Origin of the sequence: Inquilinus sp. NPDC058860 (assembly GCF_042743185.1) — a bacterium.
Taxonomy (GTDB): domain Bacteria; phylum Pseudomonadota; class Alphaproteobacteria; order DSM-16000; family Inquilinaceae; genus Inquilinus.
This window is the reverse complement of sequence record NZ_JBHYMS010000010.1, coordinates 36,342-59,352: the sequence shown is the minus strand read 5'-3', so window position 1 is coordinate 59,352 and position 23,011 is coordinate 36,342. Positions and strand designations below refer to the sequence as shown.

The 23,011-nt window shown below is 69.5% G+C and carries 20 protein-coding genes; 9 read left to right on the top strand and 11 right to left on the bottom strand.

The genetic code is table 11. From position 1 onward, the window contains the following. Positions 1–26 precede the first annotated feature (26 nt). Positions 27–1,043 carry an FkbM family methyltransferase gene (locus tag ACFW16_RS09245; RefSeq protein WP_380304072.1) on the bottom strand — a complete coding sequence of 339 codons (1,017 nt, stop codon included), beginning with the start codon at positions 1,041–1,043 and terminating at the stop codon, positions 27–29. Positions 1,044–1,401: 358 nt separating this feature from the next. Here ACFW16_RS09245 and thrS point away from each other — a divergent pair, with 358 nt between their 5' ends. The 3 genes from thrS to ACFW16_RS09230 all read left to right on the top strand — a co-directional run bounded on the left by thrS (position 1,402) and on the right by ACFW16_RS09230 (position 4,408). After that, the gene (gene thrS / locus ACFW16_RS09240; RefSeq protein ID WP_380304070.1) at positions 1,402–2,610 is read left to right on the top strand and encodes a threonine--tRNA ligase; all 1,209 of its coding nucleotides are present in this window, start codon (positions 1,402–1,404) and stop codon (positions 2,608–2,610) included. A gap of 85 nt (positions 2,611–2,695) precedes the next feature. Further along, positions 2,696–3,412: a hypothetical protein gene (locus ACFW16_RS09235; RefSeq protein WP_380304068.1), complete on the top strand. Its 717-nt coding sequence runs from the start codon at positions 2,696–2,698 to the stop codon at positions 3,410–3,412. Between the two features lie 81 nt (positions 3,413–3,493). Beyond that, on the top strand, positions 3,494–4,408 hold the full coding sequence (locus ACFW16_RS09230; protein WP_380304066.1) for an alpha/beta hydrolase family esterase: 915 nt from the start codon (positions 3,494–3,496) through the stop codon (positions 4,406–4,408). A gap of 10 nt (positions 4,409–4,418) precedes the next feature. Here ACFW16_RS09230 and ACFW16_RS09225 read toward each other — a convergent pair whose 3' ends face one another. Next, a complete protein-coding gene (locus ACFW16_RS09225) occupies positions 4,419–5,222 on the bottom strand; it encodes an aminotransferase class IV (protein ID WP_380304065.1) in 804 nt (267 codons plus the stop codon). Then, positions 5,222–6,643, bottom strand: a complete 1,422-nt coding sequence (pabB, locus tag ACFW16_RS09220) for an aminodeoxychorismate synthase component I (protein ID WP_380304063.1) — start codon at positions 6,641–6,643, stop codon at positions 5,222–5,224. The genes ACFW16_RS09225 and pabB overlap by 1 nt, the downstream gene beginning before the upstream one ends. An 85-nt stretch (positions 6,644–6,728) precedes the next feature. Between pabB and ACFW16_RS09215 the strand changes: the two genes are divergently transcribed. Next, the gene (locus tag ACFW16_RS09215) at positions 6,729–7,253 is read left to right on the top strand and encodes a hypothetical protein (protein WP_380304061.1); all 525 of its coding nucleotides are present in this window, start codon (positions 6,729–6,731) and stop codon (positions 7,251–7,253) included. 9 nt (positions 7,254–7,262) lie between these two features. Here the strand turns inward: ACFW16_RS09215 and ACFW16_RS09210 are convergent, their stop codons facing one another. From ACFW16_RS09210 to gabD, 7 genes are all read right to left on the bottom strand, one after another. Beyond that, positions 7,263–8,435, bottom strand: coding sequence for a nicotinate phosphoribosyltransferase (locus tag ACFW16_RS09210; protein WP_380304059.1), 1,173 nt, complete (start codon positions 8,433–8,435; stop codon positions 7,263–7,265). A gap of 61 nt (positions 8,436–8,496) precedes the next feature. Then, entirely contained in the window at positions 8,497–9,885 is a 1,389-nt protein-coding gene (locus ACFW16_RS09205) for a class II 3-deoxy-7-phosphoheptulonate synthase (protein ID WP_380304057.1), read from the bottom strand. 141 nt (positions 9,886–10,026) lie between these two features. Then, a complete protein-coding gene (locus tag ACFW16_RS09200) occupies positions 10,027–10,776 on the bottom strand; it encodes a class I SAM-dependent methyltransferase (RefSeq protein WP_380304055.1) in 750 nt (249 codons plus the stop codon). After that, entirely contained in the window at positions 10,776–12,155 is a 1,380-nt protein-coding gene (gor, locus tag ACFW16_RS09195; protein WP_380304053.1) for a glutathione-disulfide reductase, read from the bottom strand. The genes ACFW16_RS09200 and gor overlap by 1 nt, the downstream gene beginning before the upstream one ends. 125 nt (positions 12,156–12,280) lie before the next feature. Then, positions 12,281–12,961, bottom strand: a complete 681-nt coding sequence (locus ACFW16_RS09190; protein ID WP_380304051.1) for a class I SAM-dependent methyltransferase — start codon at positions 12,959–12,961, stop codon at positions 12,281–12,283. A 75-nt stretch (positions 12,962–13,036) separates the two neighbouring features. Further along, positions 13,037–13,747, bottom strand: coding sequence for a ribose-5-phosphate isomerase RpiA (rpiA, locus tag ACFW16_RS09185; protein WP_380304049.1), 711 nt, complete (start codon positions 13,745–13,747; stop codon positions 13,037–13,039). Beyond that, entirely contained in the window at positions 13,744–15,201 is a 1,458-nt protein-coding gene (gene gabD / locus ACFW16_RS09180; RefSeq protein ID WP_380304047.1) for an NADP-dependent succinate-semialdehyde dehydrogenase, read from the bottom strand. Before gabD ends, rpiA begins: the two co-directional genes overlap by 4 nt. A 652-nt stretch (positions 15,202–15,853) precedes the next feature. On the opposite strand from gabD, the gene ACFW16_RS09175 reads away from it, so the two are divergent. The 5 genes from ACFW16_RS09175 to ACFW16_RS09155 all read left to right on the top strand — a co-directional run bounded on the left by ACFW16_RS09175 (position 15,854) and on the right by ACFW16_RS09155 (position 20,988). After that, positions 15,854–16,597: a CHAP domain-containing protein gene (locus tag ACFW16_RS09175; protein WP_380304045.1), complete on the top strand. Its 744-nt coding sequence runs from the start codon at positions 15,854–15,856 to the stop codon at positions 16,595–16,597. Between the two features lie 353 nt (positions 16,598–16,950). After that, positions 16,951–18,567, top strand: a complete 1,617-nt coding sequence (locus ACFW16_RS09170; RefSeq protein WP_380304043.1) for a glycosyltransferase family 39 protein — start codon at positions 16,951–16,953, stop codon at positions 18,565–18,567. Between the two features lie 8 nt (positions 18,568–18,575). Continuing rightward, positions 18,576–19,595 carry a glycosyltransferase family 2 protein gene (locus tag ACFW16_RS09165; RefSeq protein WP_380304041.1) on the top strand — a complete coding sequence of 340 codons (1,020 nt, stop codon included), beginning with the start codon at positions 18,576–18,578 and terminating at the stop codon, positions 19,593–19,595. Next, complete coding sequence (locus ACFW16_RS09160; protein WP_380304039.1) at positions 19,561–20,466, top strand: ChbG/HpnK family deacetylase; 906 nt, start codon at positions 19,561–19,563, stop codon at positions 20,464–20,466. Before ACFW16_RS09165 ends, ACFW16_RS09160 begins: the two co-directional genes overlap by 35 nt. A gap of 36 nt (positions 20,467–20,502) precedes the next feature. Next, positions 20,503–20,988 (top strand): YajQ family cyclic di-GMP-binding protein, encoded by a 486-nt coding sequence (locus ACFW16_RS09155; RefSeq protein WP_380304037.1) that lies wholly within the window; start codon positions 20,503–20,505, stop codon positions 20,986–20,988. Between the two features lie 45 nt (positions 20,989–21,033). Here the strand turns inward: ACFW16_RS09155 and ACFW16_RS09150 are convergent, their stop codons facing one another. Next, positions 21,034–22,767, bottom strand: a complete 1,734-nt coding sequence (locus tag ACFW16_RS09150) for a calcium-binding protein (protein ID WP_380304035.1) — start codon at positions 22,765–22,767, stop codon at positions 21,034–21,036. Between the last annotated feature and the right edge of the window lie 244 nt (positions 22,768–23,011).

Sequence of the window (23,011 nt, the reverse complement as noted above, 5' to 3'; positions counted from 1 at the left end):
AGGGACGACGCTCCCCGGTGAGCGGCCTAGCGGGTGCTTGGGGTAAGGCGCGGATTTCGCCACACCTGCACGCCGTCGAGGACCGCCATATTCTCCACCGTCGGCGCGCCGGCCTGATAGACAAACCTGGTGGGCTTCTCGTTTTCCAGCACCCAGCCAAGGGAATGGAACAGCGCCAGCACCTCCCCCTCCAATTTGCGCGAATGAAGGCCCACCACGATTCGATGGACCCGCTGATCCATTGCCTCCGCGGCCGCAGCGCAAACCTCGCCTTCCCAGCCTTGAACATCGATGTGCACGAGATCCCACCGCGGCTCACGCTCGATCAGCTCGCTCACGGCGAGAACCGGTACTTCCACGGAACGCTCCAGGCGGCTGCCATTGTATCTTGCGTCCGAGACATTGTGCTCGCGCGCAGGGCGCGCGGCCCATTCGAAGGGGGTGTTCTTCGCTCTGGGCCAACGCGCCGTGCCTGCCTCCGCCCCGACGGCGGCATTGAGCAGCGTGTGTTCGTCAGGGTCGAGACCATTGTCGAGAAAGTGCTGACGCATGAAGGCGAAGTGATCAGCGTCCGCCTCGATCGCATAAAGCCGCACAGCCTCGATATCGAGATGGCGCGCCGCGGCGGCACCCGAGACGAGCCATGGGCCATAGCCTGCGCCCAGTTCCATCGCCACATACTCGCCGCGCGCATCCGCGGCGGAGCGCAGCAGCCCGAGCCACTCGATCGTCTCACCACGGAAATCGCCGGGGATCGGTCGGCCCAGATACTCACCGTCGAGATGCTCGAGTTCATCCGGGAAGAAGGAAACGCGAGTGCGGACATTGAGAAAGTCCGCCACGAAATCTTGAGCTACCGCCGTTGGGACGGGGCGAAAGCGATCGAAAATCGCGAATTCTTCCTGATCGTAGCCGTGATGTATCTGGCTTTCATACACGACAGGGGTGATTTCAGAGGAGCCCTCTCTGGCAGGAGCCGCGGGCGACGATGTCGGCAAGGCCTTCCGCCCATTGCCAGCGAACGCACTTTTGATGCGATACATTCTCCTCCTCCTCCTCCTTCGCGAGAAAGTCTCCCAGTGCATCGAGGATTTTCTGACCCCGGGTGCTAAGCGTTTCGTGGCTGAAACGGTTCCAGCGCGATCGACTCAGCCGGCAACGGTGCTCTTGGCATCCCGATTGACGCCGCCGCCCTGCCATGGCTCACTGACGCCATGAGCGCGATCCGTTCGATCATTACCGCGACCACCAAAACGACCACCGCCACGGGCGGGTCGTGCGGAGGTCGTGCGCGCTGATCGGACAGCGCCTCTGATCCCCAAAGGGCCCCGCCGGCGACGGACGGGGCCCTTGGTCTTTCTGGGCTCTCCCTGCGCCGGTCCAACGCGACGGAGACTTCCCATGGACGACATCGATCACCGCAGCCTCGGCAACCGCCTCGACCTCTTCCACCAGCAGGAGGACGGCCCCGGCATGGTCTTCTGGCACCCGCGCGGCTGGGCGCTCTACCGCGTGGTCGAAGACCATGTCCGAAGGCGCATGGCCCGGGCCGGCTATCGCGAGGTGCGGACACCGCAGCTGCTGGCCCGGGGCCTGTGGAACCGCAGCGGCCACTGGCAGAAATTCGGCGCCCAGATGTTCGCCATGGCCGATGAGGGCCGGATCATGGCGCTGAAGCCGATGAGCTGCCCCGGGCACGTCCAGATCTTCAACAAGCGCGTGCGCTCCTACCGCGAACTGCCGGTCCGCTATTTCGAGTTTGGCGCCGTGCACCGCAACGAGCCGTCGGGCGCGCTGCAGGGGCTGATGCGGGCCCGCGGCTTCGTCCAGGACGACGCCCATGTGTTCTGCCTGGAGCATCAGATCGAGGCCGAGGTGGCGCGGTTCTGCGGCCTGCTGCGCCGGATCTACGCCGATTTCGGCTTCGACCGCTTCGACGTCGCCTTCGCCACGCGGCCGGCGCAGCGCGCCGGGTCGGACGAGGTCTGGGACCGGGCCGAGGCGGCGCTGGCGGACGCGGCGCGGCAGGCCGGGCTGGACTTCGAGACCCTGCCCGGCGAGGGCGCCTTCTACGGCCCGAAGCTGGAATTCCACCTGCGCGACAGCCGAGGCCGGCGCTGGCAGTGCGGCGTCATCCAGCTCGACCGGGTGATGCCGGAGCGGCTCGACGCCGCCTATGTCGACGAGCATGGCAACCACCAGCGACCGGTGATGCTGCACCACGCGGTGCTGGGCAGCCTGGAGCGCTTCATCGGCGTCCTGCTCGAGCATCATGAGGGCAGGCTGCCGCTGTGGCTGGCGCCGGAGCAGGTGGTGGTCGCGTCGATCGGCGCCGCCGACGTCGTTCCGGCCTGCCGGGTGGCCGAGGCGTTCGAGGCGGCGGGGCTGCGCGTCGCCCTCGACGCCCGGCCGGAGCGGCTGTCGCGCAAGATCGTCGACGCCCATGCCGACGGGGTGCCGGTGCTGGCCGCGATCGGCGCGCGCGAGGCACGGGACGGCACCGTGGCGCTGCGCTTCCGCGACGGCCGGCAGGAGTCCCTGCCCCTGGCCGCGGCGATCGCCCGGCTGGAAGCCGAGGCGCAGTCGCCGACCCCTGCCCTCGCCGCCTGATCTGCGGGGCGCGGCGGAATATGCTTTGCCGCGCCCCGTTTCGGCGCCAGGATTCCGGAGCGATCCCAATCGTCGGAGACGGCCGATGGCCGACACCTCCCCGGCGGCGCAGGACAGCCGTCTGCACCGCGTTCTCCGCCATCTCGGCCACGAGCTCCGGCACGTGCTGCCGCCGACCCTGTTCTTCCTGGTCGGCTTCAACCTGATCGTGTTCACGCAGAATCTGGTGCTGTCCGAATACCTCGCCCGGTCGATCAACTTCCTGGTCGCGACCACGGCGGCGCTGGTGGTCGGCAAGGCGGTCCTGGTCGCCGACAAGATGCCGTTCCTGCGCCGCTTCGACCACGCACCGCTGATCCTGCCGATCCTGTTCAAGACCTTCGTCTACTGGGCCTTCGTCTTCATCGCCCGGCTGATCGAGGCTTTCATCCATCATGTCGTCGACAGCGGCCGGATCGGCGGCTTCGGCGCCGCTTTGGCCGAAAACTTCTCCTGGCACCGGTTCCTCTTCATCCAGATCTGGATCCTGGTGCTGTTCCTGATCTACACGACGGCCGCCGAGCTGAACGCCCTGTTCGGCGACGGCGAGCTGGCCCGGATCCTGTTCCGGCACCGCTCCTCCGAGCTCAAGCAGACCCGGCGGCAGCGCATCCGTGCCCTGGTGCGGTTGAGCCATCTGACCGAGGACCAGCCAAGCTCCGCCCTGCGCGATCCCGCCACCCCGGCCCATCACGAGCTGGTCGGTCTGATCGAGCAGCTGGCGCTGGACGCCGGCCGGCGCCGCGGCAGGGCCAGCGGATAGCATCACCCGCGACCCTTCATCGCGGGCGTGCCGCCGTACCGTGCACGCTATCCTGCGGCGAACCCACCCGAAGCGGCACCCATGGCACGACGGCTTTCCCAGGCTCTGGCCTTCCCGATCGCGATCCTCTCGCTCCTGCTGTCGACGGCTCCCAGCCGGGCCGCCGGCACGGATGTCGAGGCGACGCTGCCGGTCGACGGCGTCTCCCGCAGCTACACCCTGCACCTGCCCCCGGCCGCGGCGGGCGGCGACCCGCTGCCCCTGGTCGTGGTGCTGCACGGCGGCGGCGCCAACGCCGACAGCGCGATCGCACTGACCGGCTTCAGCGCCGAGGCCGACGCGGAGGGCTTCATCGTCGCCTATCCGAACGGCACCGGCCGCCCGAAGCCGACCACCGAGACCGCCGGCCAGTTCAGCTGGAATGCCGGCGACTGCTGCGGCGCCGCGATGCGGCGGGACGCCGACGATGTCGGCTTCCTGCGCACCCTGGTGTCGACGGTCGAGCGGGAGCGCGCGGTCGACCGCCACCGCATCTACGCCGCCGGCTTCTCCGCCGGGGGCATGATGGCCTATCGCCTGGCCTGCGAGGCCGGCGACATCTTCGCCGGAATCGCCGTGGTCTCGGGTGCCGTCCTGGTGCCGTCCTGCGCCCCGAGCCGCCCGGTCTCGGTGATCCACATCCACGGCACCGACGATACTGCGGTCCCGTTCGACGGCACCGCCGAGCGGGAGAGCTACGCCCGCGCCAAGTTCCCGCCGGTGCGGGACTCGGTCGCCTTCTGGGCGGCCTTCGACGGCTGCCAGGCGCAGCCGGTGGCGCGGGCGACGGTGCTGGGCATCGAGGCCGAGGACTATCCCGATTGCCGGGCTGGGACCGCCGTGCGGTTCGACGTGGTCGAGGGCGGCATCCATGGCTGGCCGGACGGCACCGACACCCCCGGCTTCGTGGCCACGCCGCATATCTGGCGCTTCTTCGCCGACCATCCGCGGCTGTAGCGCCGTCGCCTCAGGCCGGCAGGCCGATCTCCCGGCGCAACCCGGAAGCCGTTTCTTCGCCGGCAGGCGGATGCCGATCCTCCAAGCTGCTCGCGGCGCGGATCGACAAGGCGTTGGTCAACAGCAGCGCCTCCGCCCGCTGCAGATCCGCGACCATGAGCGGCCGCTCCTCTGCTCCCAGCCGCGCCAGAACCTCGGCCCGCATGATGCCGGGCAAGGCCCCCTCCGCCACCGGCGGCGTGGTCCAGATCCCATCGATCCGGGCGAAGAGGTTGGCGATGCTGGTCTCGGTCACCCGGCCCGCGGTGTTCAGCATCACCGCGTCGTCGGCGCCGCGCTCCGCCGCCTCGCGCCGCGCCAGCACGGCGTCGAGATAGTTGAGGGACTTCACCCGGCTGAGCGGCGAGGTCTGGTTGCGGCAGGTGCCGCGGGCGACGACCAGCGTCACCGGCGACTGTGGCGGCAGCCCGGCATGGCCGGCGATCAACACGGTCGGCGACGGCGTCGCCGGGGGCAGCACGCCGCGAGGGCCGGTGCCGCGGCTGACGGTCAGGCGCAGCACGCCGGCCTCGATCCCTTCCGCCGTGATCACCGCGGCACAGGCCCCGGCCAGGGCGGCATCGTCGAAGCGGGCCGGGATGCCGAGCACGGCGCCGCCCGCGGCCAGCCGCGCCAGATGCCGGTCCAGCCAGATCGCGGCGCCGTCCCGCACCCGGATGGTCTCGAACAGCCCGTCGCCGAGGGTGAAGCCGCGGTCCGCCGGGTCGATCCACGCCTCCCCGGCCGCGAGCAGCCGGCCGTTCAGCCAGGGCATCACCCTGCCCCCGCCAAAGCCTGCAGCAGCGGCCGGACCTTCACCATCGCCTCGTCGTATTCGGCGTCCGGATCGGAATCATGGACGATGCCGCCGCCGGCCTGGGCCGCCACCTGCCCCTGTGCCCCGCACAGCGTGCGGATGACGATGCTGGAATCCATCGCCCCATCGAAGCCGAGATGGATGACCGAGCCGCAATAGGCCCCGCGCCGCGCCGGCTCCAGCTCCCGGATGATCTCCATCGCCCGGATCTTCGGCGCGCCGGTGATCGAGCCGCCGGGGAAGCAGGCGCGCAGCAGATCGACCGCGCTGCGGCCCGGCGCCAGCCGCCCCTCCACCACCGAGACCAGGTGGTGCACCCGGGGGAAGGTCTCGAGCCCGCACAGCACCGGCACCTGCACGCTGCCGACGGCGCAGACCTTCGACAGGTCGTTGCGCAGCAGATCGACGATCATCAGGTTCTCGGCCCGGTCCTTCGTGCTGGCCTGCAGCTCCGCCGCCAGCGCCGCATCCGTCGCCGGATCGACGCCACGCGGCCGGGTGCCCTTGATCGGCCGGGTCTCGACCCGCCCGGCAGGGTCGACCGCCAGGAACCGCTCCGGCGAGGCGCTGGCGATCCAGCGCCCCTGCCCCAGGTCGAGGAACGCGGCGAAGGGTGCGGGCGACAGGGCGCGCAGGCGGCGATGCAGCATGAAGGGGTCCAGCCCGTCCGGCAGATCGGCCAGGAAACGCTGGGTCAGGTTGGCCTGGTAGATGTCGCCGGCGCCGATCCAGTCGCGGATCCGCCGGACGCCGTCGCGATAGCCGTCCGCCGGCATCTCCGACTGCCAGACGCCGCGAGGCGTGGCATCGGGCGGCGGCAGCGGCGGGGCGCCGGCGATCGCTGCCGCGAGGTCGTCGGCCTGCGCCTGCGCCCAATGGCGGCGGGCCATGGGATTCTCCTCGGGCCAGCCGGTCGACAGCACCCAGGCGCGCCGCTCGACCGCATCGAACACGGCGACGCAGTCATAGAGCCCGAAGGCGATGTCGGGCAGGTCGAGCCCGGCGGATGCCGGCGCCGGCATGCGGTCAGCGAACCGCCCGGCCTCGTAGCCGAGGATGCCGATCGCGCCCGGGCCGAGCGGCGGCAGGTCCGGATCGGGCTCGACGCGAAAGCGGGCCAGCAGCGCCGTGATCTCGCCGAAGGGGTCGGCCGGCGCCTCCGCAGCCCCGACCTCGACCCACCGGAACGGATCGGCCGCGATCAGCGACCAGCGGCCGCGGGTGCCGTCGACCAGGGCCGAATCCAGCAGCACCGGCCGGGAACGCCGCCGGATCGCGGCGAAGGCGTCGACCGGGTCGCGCCATGGAATTGGCCGGCACAGGACTTCCGGCGCCGTGGCGACGGGCGAAGGGAACGGAGTGGCCAAGCTGTGGTTCACGTATCGAGCGGGCTCCGAAGACAGCGCAGCCCGAAGCTAGCATGCGGCGGGCCGGCACACACCGCCGCGCCTTCGGGAGGCATCCATGGAACTGGTTTCCCGCCTGGCCTTCTTTCTCGTCAGCGTCATCCTGATGCTTCTGGCGGCCGGGCTGACCGCCTATGCGATCTATTCGGTGGTGATGACCTTCCAGACCCCGCACGCCGCGACCGACACGGCGATGCTCGACGTCATCGGCTACCTGATCATCGCCACCGCCGTCTTCGACGTCGCCAAATACCTGCTGGAGGAGGAGGTCGCGCGGGGCCAGGAGCGGCGTCGCGCCTCCGAGGTCCGCAAGAGCCTGACCAAGTTCATCTCGACCATGATCATCGCCGTCTTCCTCGAAGCCCTGGTGGTGATCTTCAAGGTCGCGCGCGACGACGTGAACCTGCTGCTGTACCCGACCGCGCTGATCGTGGCCGGCACCGGCATGATGCTGGGCCTCGGCCTGTTCCAGCGGCTCAGCGCCTCGGTCGAGCGGGATATCGAGCGGGGAGCGGTCGACGACGATGAAGACGCCGAAGACAGAACGGCCCGTGCCCGGCGGCGCAAGCCGTCCCCGTCCTGAGGCCGGCCGTCAGATCCCGGAGCCGGCCATGGTGTCCGGTCCCGGCCGGGCGCTGCCGTCCGGGCGCAGCCGCAGCAGCCATTCGCGGCCGACCTTGACCATCGGCTTGCCGTCGTATTCGACGATGTCGGCCGTGGCGTAGGTCTCGCTCCAGCGCTCCGGCAGGAAGCTGCCGGTGCCGACCACGTCGATCGGCGCCTTGGCCAGCGCCATGACCCGGCACTTGGCCGGGCTGAAGCCGCTCGACACGATGATCTTCACCTTGCCGAAGCCGGCCTCGTCCAGCTTGTCGCGCAGATGGTGGATCGCCGCGGCCGAGACGCCGGTGCCGATCAGGTGGCGCAGTTCCTCCTCGCTGCGGTAGCCGCGCACCGCCTCGGGCACGTGGCGCTCCAGCACCGCATAGGATTCGCCGGGCCCCAGCCCTTCCATGTAGCGGCCGCCGCCGGTGTCGATGCGGACCGACAGCCGGCCCGCCGCCGCCATCTCCGGGAAGCGGCGGCAGACCTCGAGCGCATCGGTGACCTCGCGGGCGAAGTAGTCGACCAGCACGGTCAGCGCCTCGTCCGGGAACACCTCATGGAACATCTCCGCGGCGCGGACGGTCGAGCCGGCATAGCCGATCAGGGCGTGTGGCATGGTGCCGAGGCCGGCGGTCTGGCCGAAGAAATGCGCCGTGGCGTCGGTGGCGTTGCCGACGAAGCCGAGGGCCGCGTGCTTGCGCCTGGCGCGGGCCGAGCCGACGCTGGCGGCATAGGCCATCGATTCCGCCATCTCGGTGCCGGCGCAGTGCCGCGCATCCATCGCCAGGAACGCCGCGCGGGGCAGCTCGGCGCACATGGTGTAGGCGTTGTAGGCGGCGACGCAGGCGGGCCCGAGCTTCTGCAGCAGCACCGTCTCGCAGTCGACCAGGTGGCGCAGGGGGCCGGTGATATAGAGCAGCGGCTCGCCCGACCCGACCCATTTGCCCTCGGCGTAGCGCAGGTCGATCTCGACCGCGAAGCCGCGCTCCTGCGCCACCTGCTGCAGCCATTCGATCGCCAGCCGCGGCGCCGCCACCACCGGCCGGCGCATGAACACGGCATAGGTGACGCGGGTGTCGCCGAAGCGCTCCACGATCCCCTTGGTCCGCAGGAAGTACTTGTCGGTCCAGCGCGACAGATCGTCGACCGAAGGGGTCATGGACGCCGTTCCCCTGGAAGGGTTGCTATTCCGCGGCCGCCGCACGACGGGCCGCATGTCCTTATTCGGCTGCCGCGGCCCGGCGGGCCGCGTCTTGGGCGCTGCGCTCCTGCTTCAGCTTCTCGGCGATCAGGAAGGCCAGCTCCAGCGACTGGCTGGCGTTCAGCCGCGGGTCGACCGCGGTCTGGTAGCGCAGCGACAGCGCCTCGTCGGTGATCGCCTGGGCGCCGCCGGTGCATTCGGTGACGTCCTCACCGGTCATCTCGAAATGCACGCCGCCGGGATGGGTGCCCTCGGCTCGGTGCACGTCGAAGAAGTCGCGCACCTCGGACAGGATCCGGTCGAACGGCCGGGTCTTGTAGCCGGAGGGCGAGGTTATGGTGTTGCCGTGCATCGGGTCGCAGCACCAGACCACGGTCCGGCCCTCGTCGCGCACCCGGCGCAGCAGCGCCGGCAGCTTGTCGACCACCTTGTCGGCGCCCATGCGTACGATCAGCGTCAGCCGGCCGGCCTCGTTGTCCGGGTTCAGCGCGTCGATCAGGCGGATCAGGTCGTCAGGATCCAGCGACGGACCGCATTTCAGGCCCAGCGGGTTCTTCACCCCGCGCAGGAACTCGACATGCGCACCGTCGGCCTGGCGGGTGCGGTCACCGATCCACAGCAGATGGGCCGAGACGTCGTACCAGTCGCCGCTGGTGCTGTCGATCCGGGTCAGCGCCTGCTCATAGGGCAGCAGCAGCGCCTCGTGGCTGGTGTAGAAATCGGTCTCGCGGATCGCCGGCGTGGTCTCGGCGGTGACGCCGCAGGCGGCCATGAACTCCAGCGCCTCGTCGATCCGGCTGGCGAAGGCTTCGTAGCGCTCGCCCTGCGGCGACCGCGTGACGAAGCCGAGGTTCCACTGATGCACCTTGTGCAGGTCGGCATAGCCACCCTGGGCGAAGGCGCGCAGCAGGTTCAGCGTGGCGGCCGACTGGTTGTACGCCTGCACCATGCGGGCCGGGTTCGGCGTGCGGGATTCTTCGTCAAACTCGATCGCATTGACGATGTCGCCGCGATAGGAGGGCAGCGACACGCCGCCGATCGTCTCCATGTCGGCGGAGCGCGGCTTGGCGAACTGCCCGGCCATGCGGCCGACCTTCACCACCGGCAGGCCACCGCCGAAGGTCAGGATCACCGCCATCTGCAGCAGCACGCGGAAGGTGTCGCGGATCTTGTCCGGATGGAACTCGGCGAAGCTCTCGGCGCAGTCACCGCCCTGCAGCAGGAACGCGCGGCCGTCCGCGACCCGACCGAGCGAAGCCTTCAGCGAGCGGGCCTCGCCGGCGAAGACCAGCGGCGGGTATTTCGACAGGGTCTGCTCCGCCGCCGCGACCTTGGCCGCGTCGGGATACTGCGGCATCTGCCTCACCGGCATCGAACGCCAGGAGTCAGGGGTCCACCGTTCCGCCATCACCGTACACTCCGCACCTTGCGCCCCCGCCCGCTCTCTCCCCTGCGGACAGGACCGGATGTGAGGCTATACGCCTGCGCCTCCGGCTTTGCCAGCGTCGCAGCGCAGCCCACTTATGACAAGAACGGCGTGCGGCCGCCGCTATGCCGGCTTGTCCGCCGCCAACAGCAGGAAGGGAGGCCGGCGCCGTTGCAGCGCCAGTCCCGGCCGGGCCTTCAGCGCCGCCGGATCGGCCTCGGGCTCCTCCAGCCGCGCCAGCGTCAACCCAGCGTCGATCAGGCCGTTCACATAGCTGGCGACGGTGCGGTGGTATTTGACCACTCCGTCGACGAACCAATGCGTGTCGCGCCGCCCCTCCTCTCCGTAGCGATCGACCGGCCAATGCAGCTCGGCGCCGGCGGCATCGCGATGCCATTCGTAGACGGCCATCGCGGTGCAGATCGGATGCTCGATCGAGAAAACGAAGCGGCCCTTCGGCGCCAGGGCGGCGGCGATCGTCCGGACTGCGCCCGCATAGTCGGCAACGTAGTGCAGGGCGAGGGAGGAGATCGCCAGATCGAACGCCCCCGGCTCCACGGCCAGCGTCTCGATCGCCGCCTGCTCGTAGCGGATGGCCGGATCGTCGGTCCGCCGCCGGGCCTCGGCCAGCATCTTCGCCGAGACGTCGACCGCCAGCACCGAGGCGGCGCCCTGCGCCCGGGCCTTGCGGGCGAAGTCGCCGAAGCCGCAGCCGAGATCGAGGATGCGCAAGCCCGCGAGCGAGGCCGGCAGCAGCCGCGCCAGCGCCGGCTGCTCCAGCACCGCGTTCAGCCCGCTCTCGGCCTCGCGCAGCGCCGCATAGCCGGCGAAGAAGGTCGGGTCGTCATAGATGTTCTGCGGCGCGTCCGTCATTACGCCAGCCCCGGGCTGGCCGGACGCTCGACCTTGCTGCGCATGGTCACGAACTCCTCCGCCGCGGTCGGATGGATGCCGATGGTGGCGTCGAACTGAGCCTTGGTGGCGCCGCAGGTCAGGGCGATCGCCAGGCCCTGGACGATCTCCGGCGCGTCCGGGCCGACCATGTGGCAGCCCAGCACCCGGTCGGTCGCCGGATCGACCACCAGCTTCATCAGCGTCCGCTCCTCGCGGCCCGACAAGGTGTGGCGCATCGGCCGGAACACGGCGCGATAGATGTCGACCTCGCCATGGCGCTGCCGCGCCGCCGCCTCGGTCAGCCCGACCGTGCCGATCGGCGGGTTGGAGAACACAGCCGTCGGCACGTTCTCGTAGGACGGTACCCGCGGCTTGCCGCCGAACAGCGTGTCGGCCAGGGCATGGCCCTCGGCGATCGCCACCGGCGTCAGGTTCAGCCGGTCGGTGACGTCGCCCAGCGCGTAGATGTTGGGCACGCTGGTCCGGTACTGCTCGTCGACCACGATGGCGCCGTCGGCGTCGACCGCAACCCCGACCGTCTCCAGCCCCAGCCCCGCCGAGTTCGGCTTGCGGCCGGTGGCGTACATCACCCCGTCGGCGGCGATCACCTCGTCATTGCTCAGCGTCACCGCCAGGGCGTCGCCGACCTTGGCGATACCCTCGACATTGCAGCCGATGCGCAGATTGACCCCGGCCTTGCCCATCTCGGTGGCGAGGTGGACGCGCAGGTCGTCGTCGAAGCCGCGCAGCACCATGTCGCCGCGATGCACCAGCGTCACCTCGGCGCCGAGGCCGTGGAAGATGCCGGCGAACTCCACCGCGATGTAGCCGCCGCCGACGATCACCACGCGCCGCGGCATCCGCTCCAGATGGAAGGCCTCGTTCGAGGTGAAGGTGTGCTCGCGCACGCCGGGCTTGTCCGGCAGCACCGGCCAGCCGCCGGTCGCGACCAGGATGCGATCGGCGGTGACGCGCTGGCCGCCGACCTCGACCGTGTGCGCGTCGACCAGCACGGCCCGGGCGTCGAACATGGTGGCGCCGGCATTGGTCAGCAGCTTGCGGTAGATGCCGTTCAGCCGCCCGATCTCGGCGTCCTTGCGGGCGATCAGCGTGGCCCAGTCATGGGTCGCACCGGGCACGGTCCAGCCGAAGCCGGCGGCGTCCTCGAAGTCGGCGGAGAAATGCGCCGCCATGGCCAGCAGCTTCTTCGGCACGCAGCCGACATTGACGCAGGTGCCGCCCCAATAGCGTTCCTCGGCGATGCCGACGCGGGCGCCGTGCTGCGCCGCGATGCGGGCCGAGCGCACGCCGCCCGAGCCGCCGCCGATGACGAAATAGTCGAAATCGAATCCGGTCATGGCAGGTCCAGACCGCCTCTCGCGGTCAAAGCGGCACGGCCGAACAGCGGCCGCGCAGGAAGGGGTTCACGTGCATTTGGGCCGCGGACCCGGGTCGAGGCAAGCCCGTTCGGGCCGCGGGGCCGCTATGACCTGGCCATGCGGAACAGCAGCTTGTGCTCCGCCCCATAGGTCACGGCATCGATCAGCCTCGGGTAGTAGCGCCGGTCCTTGCCGGCCGGCACGAAACCGTCATAGCCGAACTTCCTGACCGAGACCGCGAAGCCGGCGGCGGCGAAGGCCTCGGCATAGTCGTCGGGCGACCGGTCCTGCACCGGCGCGTTGGTGGTGCCGCCGATCAGGCTGCGCCACCGTGGCCACAGCGGGCTGTCGGTGTGGCAGCCGGTGACGGCGTAGTAGACGCCGCCCGGACGCAGCGCCTGAAAGATCTGCGCTGCATGGCCGGCGATGTCCGGCAGCAGGTAGATGACCTCGTAGCTGAAGGCGATGTCGAAGCGTCCGGCCCAGGGCGACAGGTCGGTGGCGACGCGGTGCTCGACCGGAAGGTCGCCCTTGGCGGCTTCGGCCGCGGCGATCGAGTCGGTGGCGATGTCGACGCCGAGCGCCCAGCGGAACGGCCGCCGCGCATGCAGCAGTTGCAGGAAGCCGCCGCGGTTGCAGCCGAAGTCGAGCACATCCTTGTCGGCCAGGTCCGTCTCCGGCACCAGGTCGATGAAATGCTGCCAATAGGGCCGGTGGCCGTCCGCCATGGCGACTTCGCGCGCAGGGTCGGCGTGCCAGGTGCCGTAGCGTGCCTGGATGGTCATACGGATCTCCTGATCGCGATGGTGCGCAGGACCATAGCCGAGGCAGAGGCCGATGTCCGCCCCGGTTCGGATGCCTCAGCGCGAGGGCCGCAGCGAGGTCGTCGTGCCGTCCGCCTGGCCGATGATCGCCTGCTCGGCACCGCCGAGGAACAGCCCGGTCTCGATCACGCCGGCGATCGACTTGACCGCCCGCTGCAGCCCGTCCGGGTCGTGGATCGGCGCGAAGCCGCCGCAATCCAGGACCAGGTTGCCGCCGTCGGTGCGCACCGCTGCGCCATCGCGTTGCCGCAACGCCGGGGCGCCACCAAGGGCCGAGAGCCGACGGGCCGTCGCCTCCCAGCCGAACGCCGTGACCTCGACCGGCAGCGGCGCCTTCTCGCCGAGCACCTCGACGATCTTCGAGGCGTCGACCACGGCGATGAAGCGGGAAGAGGCCTCGGCCACGATCTTCTCGCGCAGCAGCGCCCCGCCCAGCCCCTTGATCAGGCGCAGCGTGCTGCGCTCGACCTCGTCGGCTCCGTCGATGCAGAGGTCGAGCGCCTCGGTCGCGGCGAAGTCGGTCAGCGGGATGCCGAGCGCGCGCGCCCGCTCGGCCGTCTGCTCCGAGGTCGGAATGCCGGTGACGCGCAGCCCCTCCGCCCGGATGCGGCGGCCCAGCGCCTCCAGCACCCAGCGGACAGTGGAGCCGGTGCCGAGCCCGAGCCGCATGCCGTCCTCGACCAGCGCCGCGGCGGCTTCGCCCGCGGCGCGCTTCCCCTGCTCCTGCGGCGACAGCGCCTCGGTCACTTGTTCAGCCCACCCATGCACAGGTACTTGACCTCGAGATAATCCTCGATGCCGTAATGCGAGCCTTCGCGGCCGAGGCCGCTCTCCTTGACCCCTCCGAAGGGGGCGACGGCGGTCGAGATCAGGCCCTCGTTGATGCCGACGATGCCGTATTCCAGCGCCTCGCCGACCCGCCAGATCCGGCCGATGTCGCGGCTGTAGAAATAGGAGGCCAGGCCGAACTCGGTGTCGTTGGCCATGCGGATCGCCTCCTCCTCGGTCCTGAACCGGAAGATCGGCGCCAGCGGGCCGAAGGTCTCCTCCCGCGCCACCTTCATCTCCGATGTCACGCCGGTCAGGATCGTCGGCTCGAAGAAGGTGCCGCCGAGGGCGTGGCGCCTGCCGCCGAGCGCGACGCGCGCGCCCTTTTCCACGGCATCGGCGATGTGCTCCTCGACCTTCTCGACCGCCTTCATGTTGATCAGCGGCCCCTGCTGCGCGCCGTCCGCCATGCCGTCGGCGACCTTCAGCTTGCCGACCGCCTCGGCCAGCTTGGCGGCGAAGGCGTCGTAGACCCCGTCCTGAACCAGCAGGCGGTTGGCGCAGACGCAGGTCTGGCCGGTGTTGCGGTATTTCGAGGCGATCGCCCCCTGCACCGCGGCGTCGAGATCGGCGTCGTCGAAGACGATGAAGGGCGCGTTGCCGCCCAGCTCCATCGACACCTTCTTCACCGTGGAGGCGGATTGCTGGATCAGCAGCTTGCCGATCTCGGTCGACCCGGTGAAGGTGACCTTGCGCACGACCGGGCTCGACGTCATCTCGCCGCCGATCTCGCCGGCGCTGCCGGTGACGACCGAGAACACGCCCGCGGGGATGCCTGCGCGCTCGCCCAGCTCCGCCAGCGCCAGCGCCGAATAGGGCGTCTCGCTGGCCGGCTTGACCACCATGGTGCAGCCGGCGGCCAGCGCCGCACCGGCCTTGCGGGTGATCATCGCGGCCGGGAAGTTCCACGGCGTGATCGCAGCACAGACGCCGACCGGCTGCTTGATCACGACGATGCGGCGGTCGCCGGCCGGGGCCGGGATGGTATCGCCGTAGATCCGCTTGCCCTCCTCGGCGAACCACTCGATGAAGCTGGCGGCATAGGCGATCTCGCCGCGGCTCTCGGCCAGCGGCTTGCCCTGCTCCGCCGTCATCAGCGTCGCCAAGTCCTCCTGATTCGCCATCATCAGCTCGAACCAGCGGCGCAGGATGGTCGCGCGCTCCTGCGCCGTCTTGGCGCGCCAGGCCGGCCAGGCCTTGTCGGCGGCGGCGATGGCGCGCCGGGCCTCGGCTGCGCCGGCGCGCGGCACGATGCCCAGCCTGACGCCGTCGGCGGGGTTGGTGACGTCGATCACCCGCCCGTCATCGGCTTCCACCCAGCGCCCGTCGATGTAGCATTGCTGGCGGAAAAGCTTCGAGTCGGTGAGCTGCATCGGTTCGGTCTCCCTCTTCTCGACGTATCCGGCCGTCTGATCTCGAAGGAGGTTGTAGCGCGGCCGGCCGGGGGCTGCCAGGGCACGGGATAATCTGCTATGCGCCGGACGCGGGGCTCGCCGCTTCGCCGCAAGGTCCAAAACCGGAACATCGCCCGGATTTGTCGGACGTTGAATGTGTTAGCAGCCGCTTCGTTTCCCTGCCCTTAAATAGTCTTACCAATCAATTGAACCCCTCGACTTTCCAGCATCGTGTTCTCGGCCGGGCGAATAGGCAACCCAAACGACCTATGCATTCCAGAAAAGCCGAATAATTTTTTTACGCCCACCTGCAATACATGAACCCGGATGGCTTCTGTATTGACGCTCCAAAGCGGGCAGGAATCCGGCGAAAACGTGTCATTTTCGCTTGGCGGGAATATTTCAGAATGTTACTAGACGTCCTTGCCGGTGAGGGGGCGGTGACTGGGGTCACCGGACGAGCCGGACGGAAAGGCGCTGCATCCGTTTGGAGCGCCAAGGGAGCGAGTGAAGTCCGGTTGAACAGCGCAGGGGGGACGGGCCAGTGATGACCCGCGACACTGACTATGATCTCAGAATCAGACCTCAACGTCGGGCCAGGCGCCCTCTCAGTACCCTCACCGCAAGTCTGTTGACGCTCGTCTGCAGCGTCGCCCTCCTCAGCGAAGCCGCGCACGCCGCGTCGCGCACGACGCGCGAGCTGAATGCCGCAGCGGCCACGGCCGCCGGCAAGCCCAGCGATCAGGTCGAAGGCGCCGTCCGCAACGCCGTGACCACCGGCCAGGCCGCGACGGACCAAGCAGCCAGCCCCGCGCCGCGTACCGAGCGGAAGACGGCCGCCGCGCCGGCGCCCCGGATGCGTCCTCAGGCTCCCGCCGTGGCCGATGCGCCGATCCCGCGCGCCCAGCTGACGGCCCGCAACGTCACCGAGCAGCGGCAGATCCAGCGCGTCTCAACGCTGAAAGCCCAGGGCCGCCGCTGGTCCTGCGTCCCCTTCGCCCGCGAGCTGACCGGCTTCCAGATCACCGGCGACGCGTGGCGCTGGTGGGACGCTTCCGCCGGTCGCTACAACCGCGGCCGCATGCCGGTCGCCGGCTCGGTGATCGTGCTGAAGCGCTACGGCTCGATGCGGCGCGGCCACGTCGCGGTGGTGCGCCGGGTGGTCAGCTCCCGCGAGATCATCGTCGACCAGGCCAACTGGGCGCCGCGCGGCCGGGTGAACGAGCCGGCCCGGGTGATCGACGTGTCGGCCAAGAACGACTGGAGCCAGACCCGCTTCTGGCACCAGCCGACCGGCCAGATGGGGACGACCGTCTATCCGACCTACGGCTTCATCTACGCGCCGAACACCCAGGTCGCCGAACGCGCCGACTGACCGATCGCTTCCCGCTCCCTGTTCCAGCGAGGCCCGCCCGCAACCGCCGGCGGGCCTTCGTCTTTGCGGGCTGCCGAGCAGAGAAGGCCACGCTTCATAAGGAAATTTGCGGCGTCTATTAGACGCCATCGGAACACAATCAAAGTTATTAACTTCTCTCCACAATACTAAATCCATAGTCACTCCTCGCCTTCTACATTATCGCCCACCGACAGGAAAAATTGTCGCCGCGAATATATACCAAATTGTAAATACCGGAACCGAGAGAGAGTGATTATTTCTGATGCTGCCGCATCTCCCGACCGCCTCCGGCCGGGGCCGAGGCTGAACGTTCCCAGAGCAGCGACGACATCGTGAGCACCGAGGCGGTCCGATCCGCATCCGTCACCGACTCCCTGGCCATCCTGGGGAACCAGCATCCTGGCCCCGGGGCCACAGCGACGCGCTCGGCCGCCCGCGCTATCCAACCCTTCTGGGTTCCCGCCTTCCTCGGCGCCGGCTTCCTGGCCTGGACCCTGCTGCCGGCTTGGCTGGCCGGCAACCTGCATCCCGACACGCTCGAGGGACTCTACTGGGGGCAGCACTGGCTCTGGGGCTATCACAAGCATCCGCCGCTGGCCGCCTGGTCCTCCGAGATCGTGCATGCCGTGTTCGGCAGCGCCAACTGGGCCTATTACGCGCTGAGCCAGGCCTTCATCGCCGCCGCCTTCGCCGCCGTCTGGCTGCTGGCGCGCGACGTCGCCGGGCGCCGCGCCGCGCTGGTCGCGGTGGTGCTGCTGGCCCTGACGCACTACACCACCTACGCCGCGCCGCGCTTCAACCCCAACACCGTGCAGTTCGCCTTCTGGGCCTGGACGATGGCCCTGTTCTGGCGCGCCGTCACCCGCGGCCGTGCGATCTGGTGGGTCCTGACCGGGCTCGCCGCCGGGCTGGGCATGCTGGCGAAGTATTCGATCGGCGTGCTGCTGGCCACGCTGCTCGCCTATCTGCTGCTGTCGCCCGCCGGCCGGCGGCACTTCGCTCGGCCCGGCCTCTATCTCGGGTTGGCCGCCTTCCTGCTGGTGATCGCGCCGCATCTGCTGTGGCTGGTGCAGAACGGCTTCACGACGCTGGGCTATCTGGCCGAACGCAGCGACGGCACGATGACCGGCCCGGCCGGCCATCTCATCGGCCCCCTCGCCTTCCTCGGCGACCAGGCCTTCGCCATCGCCCCGATGCTGCTGGCGGCGATGATCGGGCTCAGCCCCCTGGGACGGGAGCGGGCCGCGGCCCTCCTCCACCTTGCGCGCCGGCGGCTCCGTTCTCCGGCCGGGCTCTACCTCGCCTTCGTCTACCTGGCCCCGATCGCCGTCCTCGCCGTCGCCTCCGCGGCCACCGGCATCCGCATCCGGACCATGTGGGGCATGAGCTTCGTGCTGGCGGCGCCGCCGCTCCTGGCCCTCCTCCTGCCGGCGCTCGCGGCCGCGGGCCTCTCGGCGCCGCGCTTCCGCACCGCCGCCTTCGCCCTGGGGACGACCTTCATGATCGGCTTCATCGTGCTGATGCTGGTCAAGCCCGGCCTGTCCGGCAGGCCGAACATCATGAATCTCGACGGCCCGGCCCTGTCCGCGGCGGCCGAGGCCCTGTGGCGGAAGAGCCAGCCCGGCGCGCCGGAGACCGCGATCGGCACCATCCCGGAGGCCGGGACCATCTCCCTCTACGGCACCGCGCGGCCGCAGGTGTTCGAGGATGCGGACCCGGCGCTGTCGCCCTGGGTCGACCAGGACCGCCTGCTGCGCAGCGGCGCCGTCTACGCCTCGCGCCGCGAGCCCGTGCCGGGCCGCCCGATCGCCGGCCTCTGTCCGCGGGACGTCACCGCCTTCGCCTGGCCGGCGCGGACGGCGCTCGGCACGCCGCTCGAAAGCCGCACCGTCTGGCTCGCCGTGCTGCCCGGCCGGGCCGCCCCCGCCGTCACCTGCCCTGGAGCATGAGGGCTGCGATGAACCACACCCTCGCGACCATCACCCCGCGCCGCCTGTCGATCGTCGTGCCGCTGTACAACGAGGCGGATTCGATCGCGGCGCTGCACCGGCAGCTCGAGGCCCTGGCCGCCCGGCTCGCCGAGGCCCATGGCCTGGCGGTCGAGGCCATCTATGTCGACGACGGCAGCCGCGACGGCAGCCCCGGGATCGTCGCCGCCCTGCCGGAGGGCCGGGTGCGGGTCGAGCTGATCCGGCTCAGCCGCAACTTCGGCAAGGAGGCGGCGCTGACCGCGGGCCTCGATGCCGCGACGGGCGACGCGGTGGTGTTCATGGATTCCGACGGCCAGCACCCGCCGGAGCTGATCGACACCTTCGTCAATCATTGGCTGGTCGACGGCGACGACATCGTCTACGCCGTCCGCCGCCGGCGGCAGGAGGGACCGGTCTACCGCCTGCTGGTCAAGTCCTTCTACGGGCTGATGAACTCCGGCAACACCTTCCGCATCACGCCCGACGCGGCCGATTTCCGGCTGCTGTCGGCGCGGGCGGCCGAGGCGCTGCGCGGACTTCGCGAGCGCGGCCGGTTCTTCAAGGGCCTGTCGGTCTGGGTCGGCTTCCAGCAGCGCCGGATCGACTACCAGCCGGCGGAGCGGATCGGCGGCACCACCAAATGGTCGTTCTGGAAGCTGCTGCTGCTGTCGCTCAACGGCGTCACCTCGTTCAGCCGCATGCCGCTCCGGATCTCGACGCTGCTCGGCTTCGCCATGGCCTTGACCGCCTTCACCTACGGGCTGTGGATCACCATCGTCTGCCTGGTTCACGGCGTGGCCCTGCCCGGCGTGCCCGGGGTGATCGCCATCCTGGTGCTGATCGGCGGCGTGCTGCTGATCAATCTCGGCATCCTCGGCGAGTATCTCGGCCAGATCCTCGACGAGGTGAAGGACCGCCCCCTCTATGTCGTCGCCGAGCATAGGCGGCGCGACCGCGTGGAAGAGATGAGCCATGCCCTCCAGGCGTATCACTCTGGTCGCCGATGACTACGGCCTCGCCCCCGGCGTGTCGCTGGCGATCCGGCAGCTGCTGGCCGAGGGCCGCCTGTCCGGCACCAGCTGCCTGACCGTCGGAAGCTTCTGGATGGAGGCGGCCGGCCCGCTGCGCGACCTGCCCGCCGCCGGGTCGGTCGAGATCGGCCTGCATCTCTGCCTCACCGGCCCCTTCGCCCCGCTGTCGCCGCAGCTGCGGGTCGATGCCGGCTGGCGCCGCTTCCCGACCCTTGCCGCCCTGATCCGGCTCAGCCTCGCCCGGCGGCTGCCGACGGGCGCCCTGTCGGCCGAGATCGAGGCGCAGCACGCCGCCTTCGTCGCCGCCTTTGGTCGGCCGCCGGACTTCATCGACGGGCACCAGCATGTCCATCTGCTGCCCGGCGTCGCGGAGACCCTGGCGCTGACCCTGCGCTCCGTCGGGCTGCGGCCGCGCTGGATCCGACGCTGCGGCGACCGGCCGCAACGGATCCTGCGCCGCCCTTTCGCCGCGAAGTCCCTGGCCCTGCAGGCGCTGAGCCTGCGCTCGGACGCGGTGCTCGCCGACGTGGCCGGGCGGCGGAACGACAGCTTCTGCGGCGTCTACGACTTCGTCGACCGGGGCTACGGCGTGCTGTTCGAGCGCTGGCTAGAGACCGCGCCGGACCGGGCAGTGATCATGTGCCATCCCGGCCTGGTCGACGCCAGGCTCGCCGCCCTCGACCCGGTCACAGGGATGCGCGCGGTGGAGTACCGCTACTTCGCCGGGCCGGATTTCCCAGCCGCGCTGCGGCGGCACGGCACGACGCTGGCACCCTTCGGCGCGCCGGCGGCGGCCAACGGCCCCACCCCGGCCACGGAGGCTCCCCTCCGGCGAGAAATCGGCTAGACTCCTCGGTCACGCACCGCAGATCTCCGGAAGCCCATGCCGTCCTTCGACATCGTCTCCAAGACCGATCTCACCGAAGTCGACAACGCCGTCGCCGGCGTCACCCGCGAGGTGGCGCAGCGCTTCGACTTCAAGGGATCGAAATGCACGATCGAGCGCAGCGACGACACGCTGACGATCCTGGCCGACGACGACCTGAAGCTGAAGCAGATGCACGAGCTGCTGCGCGGCTATTTCGCCCGGCGCAAGCTCGATGCCGGCGCCCTCGACTTCAAGACGGCGGAGAAGGCCTCGGGCAACATGGTGCGGCAGGAGGTGGTGGTGAAGCAGGGCATCGACCGCGACCTGGCCAAGACCATCATCAAGGCGATCAAGGACAGCAAGCAGAAGGTCCAGGCCGCGGTCCAGGGCGACGAGCTGCGGGTCACCGGCAAGAAGATCGACGACCTGCAGGCCACCATCGCCCTGGTCCGCGGCCTGAAGATCGAGCAGCCGCTGCAGTACCTGAATTTCCGCGACTGACCCGGAGTGCGGGCGCCGATGCCGCGGGACCGGCGCCCATCCCGGTCACAGCACGAAATCGGCCGCGGTGAGGGTGAGGGTCCCCTGCACCAGGATGGCGAAGTCGGCGACCTTGTCGCCGTTCACGTCGCCTTGGACCAGCAGGTCGCCGCCCGCGGCGGTGAAGCGCACCTCGGCCCCCGCCCCGGTGAAGGCACCCGTGCCGATGAAGCTGAAGGTGCTGTTGCCGTTGCCGGCGTTGCCGTCGGCGTCGATCTGGCCGAGGTCGATCCTGTCCTGCTCCAGGCTGTTGAAATCCTGGATCGTGTCGCGACCCGCGACGGCGACGGTGCTGTCGCCGATAGCGCGGTAGGTGAACAGGTCCCCGCCGGCACCGCCGTTCAGCACATCGGCCCCGCCGGCCCCGGTCAGCCGATCGTTGCTGTCCTCGCCGGACAGCATGTTGGCGCCGGCGCCGCCCTTCAGCGTGTCTCCGCCGGCGGAGCCGACGACGTTCTCGATGCCGGCAAAGGTGTCGCCCTGCGCCTCGCCGAACAGCCCGCTATTGGTCCCGAGATCGACAGTGACCGCCAGGGCCGAATGGGTGTAGACCGCCGTATCGATGCCATCGCCGCCGTCGAGGCGGTCGGCGCCCGACCCGCCTTCGAGCAGGTCCTGGCCGGCCCCGCCTTTCAGGGAATCGTTTCCGCCATTTCCCGACAGGCTATCGTCGCCGGCGAATCCCCAGAGACCGTTGACCCCACCGTTGCCGATCACGACGTCGTCATGGCTGCTGGCGGTCACGCTCTCGATCGAGATCAGTTGATCCGCAAGAGACGACCCGTCGTCCCCTGTTCCCTGGATCAAGTCGACATGAACGCCCACGGTGCTGGCGCCATAATCGGCCGTGTCGATTCCGTTTCCACCATCGAGAATATCGCGAGCCAAGAAATCGGGTGAATCTGAACCCCGCCCCAGGAGGATATCATTGCCATCCCCGCCGCGGAGAACATTGCCGCCATCGTTGCCGGTGAGGATGTCGTCGAAGGCGCTGCCGATCGCGCTCTTGATGCGGATGAAGATATCGCCTTCGGCATCGCCGCCGACACCGGCTGCCCCTCCATTTGCTCCACCGGTCAGGTTGATCCGGACGCCGGCCGAGCTGTCGGCATATGACACGGTGCCGACGCCGGCTGCCGGACCACTCGCAGCACCGACGAATCGGTCTGCGCCCGTGCCGCCGATGAATGTCGCATCAAGCCCGTTGCCGCTCAGAGTATCGTCACCGGCCCCTCCGATGAGGGTGACGGGCCCTCGATAGTAGTAGTTGAACAACGACAGCACATCGTTGCCAGCCCCGCCATCCAGGACGCCGGCATCGGCGGTGATGTGGTCGTCGAAGGCGGAGCCGACGAATTTCTCGATCGATGAATCCTGCAGGATCAGATCGCCCTGGGCGTCACCGCCGCTGCCCGGCGTCAGGCTGGTGACCAGTGACACGCCGGCCGCGCTGGCGGCGTAGCTCAGCGTGTCGAAGCCGGCACCACCGGTCAGCGTGTCGGCACCGGCATCGCCGAGCAGCATGTCCTCCCCGGCTCCACCGCTGATCGTGTCGTTGCCGATCCCGCCCGTGATGGTGTCTGCGCCTAGGCCGGCAATGATGCGGTCGTTTCCTGCGGCGCCGTCGATCGTGTCGCCGGTGTCCGTCGCGACCGGCATGTCGTTGAGGCCCGGGGCTGTGCCACCCTGCCCCGGCACGTGAATGAAGTCGTTGCCGCTGGTTCCTACAATCGAGGCCATGTCAAATCCCCTCCCTAGGTCAATCGTCTCAGTATGAGACGTTATCCATACCCCCGATGCTTGGATCGAGACAATGCAGAGAAAAATTATCTGTAATTATGGCAAGCGCTTATTGAAGTTTTATGATGATACTCCTATTCACTGGAGCGCAACGGATCGGGCCATCGAACGTTGTCGTGATGCAGAGCAGCACCCGGGTTGAGAGATCACCGATGAACCACCTGTTCCTCCCAGCAACCGCCCT

Bases quoted from the DNA above. Each gene is read 5' to 3' on its own strand.
- ACFW16_RS09205 (WP_380304057.1), bottom strand. From the start codon at position 9,885: ATGGCGGAACGGTGGACCCCTGACTCCTGGCGTTCGATGCCGGTGAGG.
- gabD (WP_380304047.1), bottom strand. From the start codon at position 15,201: ATGCAGCTCACCGACTCGAAGCTTTTCCGCCAGCAATGCTACATCGAC.
- ACFW16_RS09200 (WP_380304055.1), bottom strand. From the start codon at position 10,776: ATGACGGACGCGCCGCAGAACATCTATGACGACCCGACCTTCTTCGCC.
- thrS (WP_380304070.1), top strand. From the start codon at position 1,402: ATGGACGACATCGATCACCGCAGCCTCGGCAACCGCCTCGACCTCTTC.
- ACFW16_RS09235 (WP_380304068.1), top strand. From the start codon at position 2,696: ATGGCCGACACCTCCCCGGCGGCGCAGGACAGCCGTCTGCACCGCGTT.
- ACFW16_RS09245 (WP_380304072.1), bottom strand. From the start codon at position 1,043: ATGTATCGCATCAAAAGTGCGTTCGCTGGCAATGGGCGGAAGGCCTTG.
- ACFW16_RS09215 (WP_380304061.1), top strand. From the start codon at position 6,729: ATGGAACTGGTTTCCCGCCTGGCCTTCTTTCTCGTCAGCGTCATCCTG.
- ACFW16_RS09165 (WP_380304041.1), top strand. From the start codon at position 18,576: ATGAACCACACCCTCGCGACCATCACCCCGCGCCGCCTGTCGATCGTC.
- ACFW16_RS09210 (WP_380304059.1), bottom strand. From the start codon at position 8,435: ATGACCCCTTCGGTCGACGATCTGTCGCGCTGGACCGACAAGTACTTC.
- ACFW16_RS09190 (WP_380304051.1), bottom strand. From the start codon at position 12,961: ATGACCATCCAGGCACGCTACGGCACCTGGCACGCCGACCCTGCGCGC.
- ACFW16_RS09225 (WP_380304065.1), bottom strand. From the start codon at position 5,222: ATGCCCTGGCTGAACGGCCGGCTGCTCGCGGCCGGGGAGGCGTGGATC.
- ACFW16_RS09150 (WP_380304035.1), bottom strand. From the start codon at position 22,767: ATGGCCTCGATTGTAGGAACCAGCGGCAACGACTTCATTCACGTGCCG.
- ACFW16_RS09230 (WP_380304066.1), top strand. From the start codon at position 3,494: ATGGCACGACGGCTTTCCCAGGCTCTGGCCTTCCCGATCGCGATCCTC.
- ACFW16_RS09155 (WP_380304037.1), top strand. From the start codon at position 20,503: ATGCCGTCCTTCGACATCGTCTCCAAGACCGATCTCACCGAAGTCGAC.
- ACFW16_RS09160 (WP_380304039.1), top strand. From the start codon at position 19,561: ATGCCCTCCAGGCGTATCACTCTGGTCGCCGATGACTACGGCCTCGCC.
- gor (WP_380304053.1), bottom strand. From the start codon at position 12,155: ATGACCGGATTCGATTTCGACTATTTCGTCATCGGCGGCGGCTCGGGC.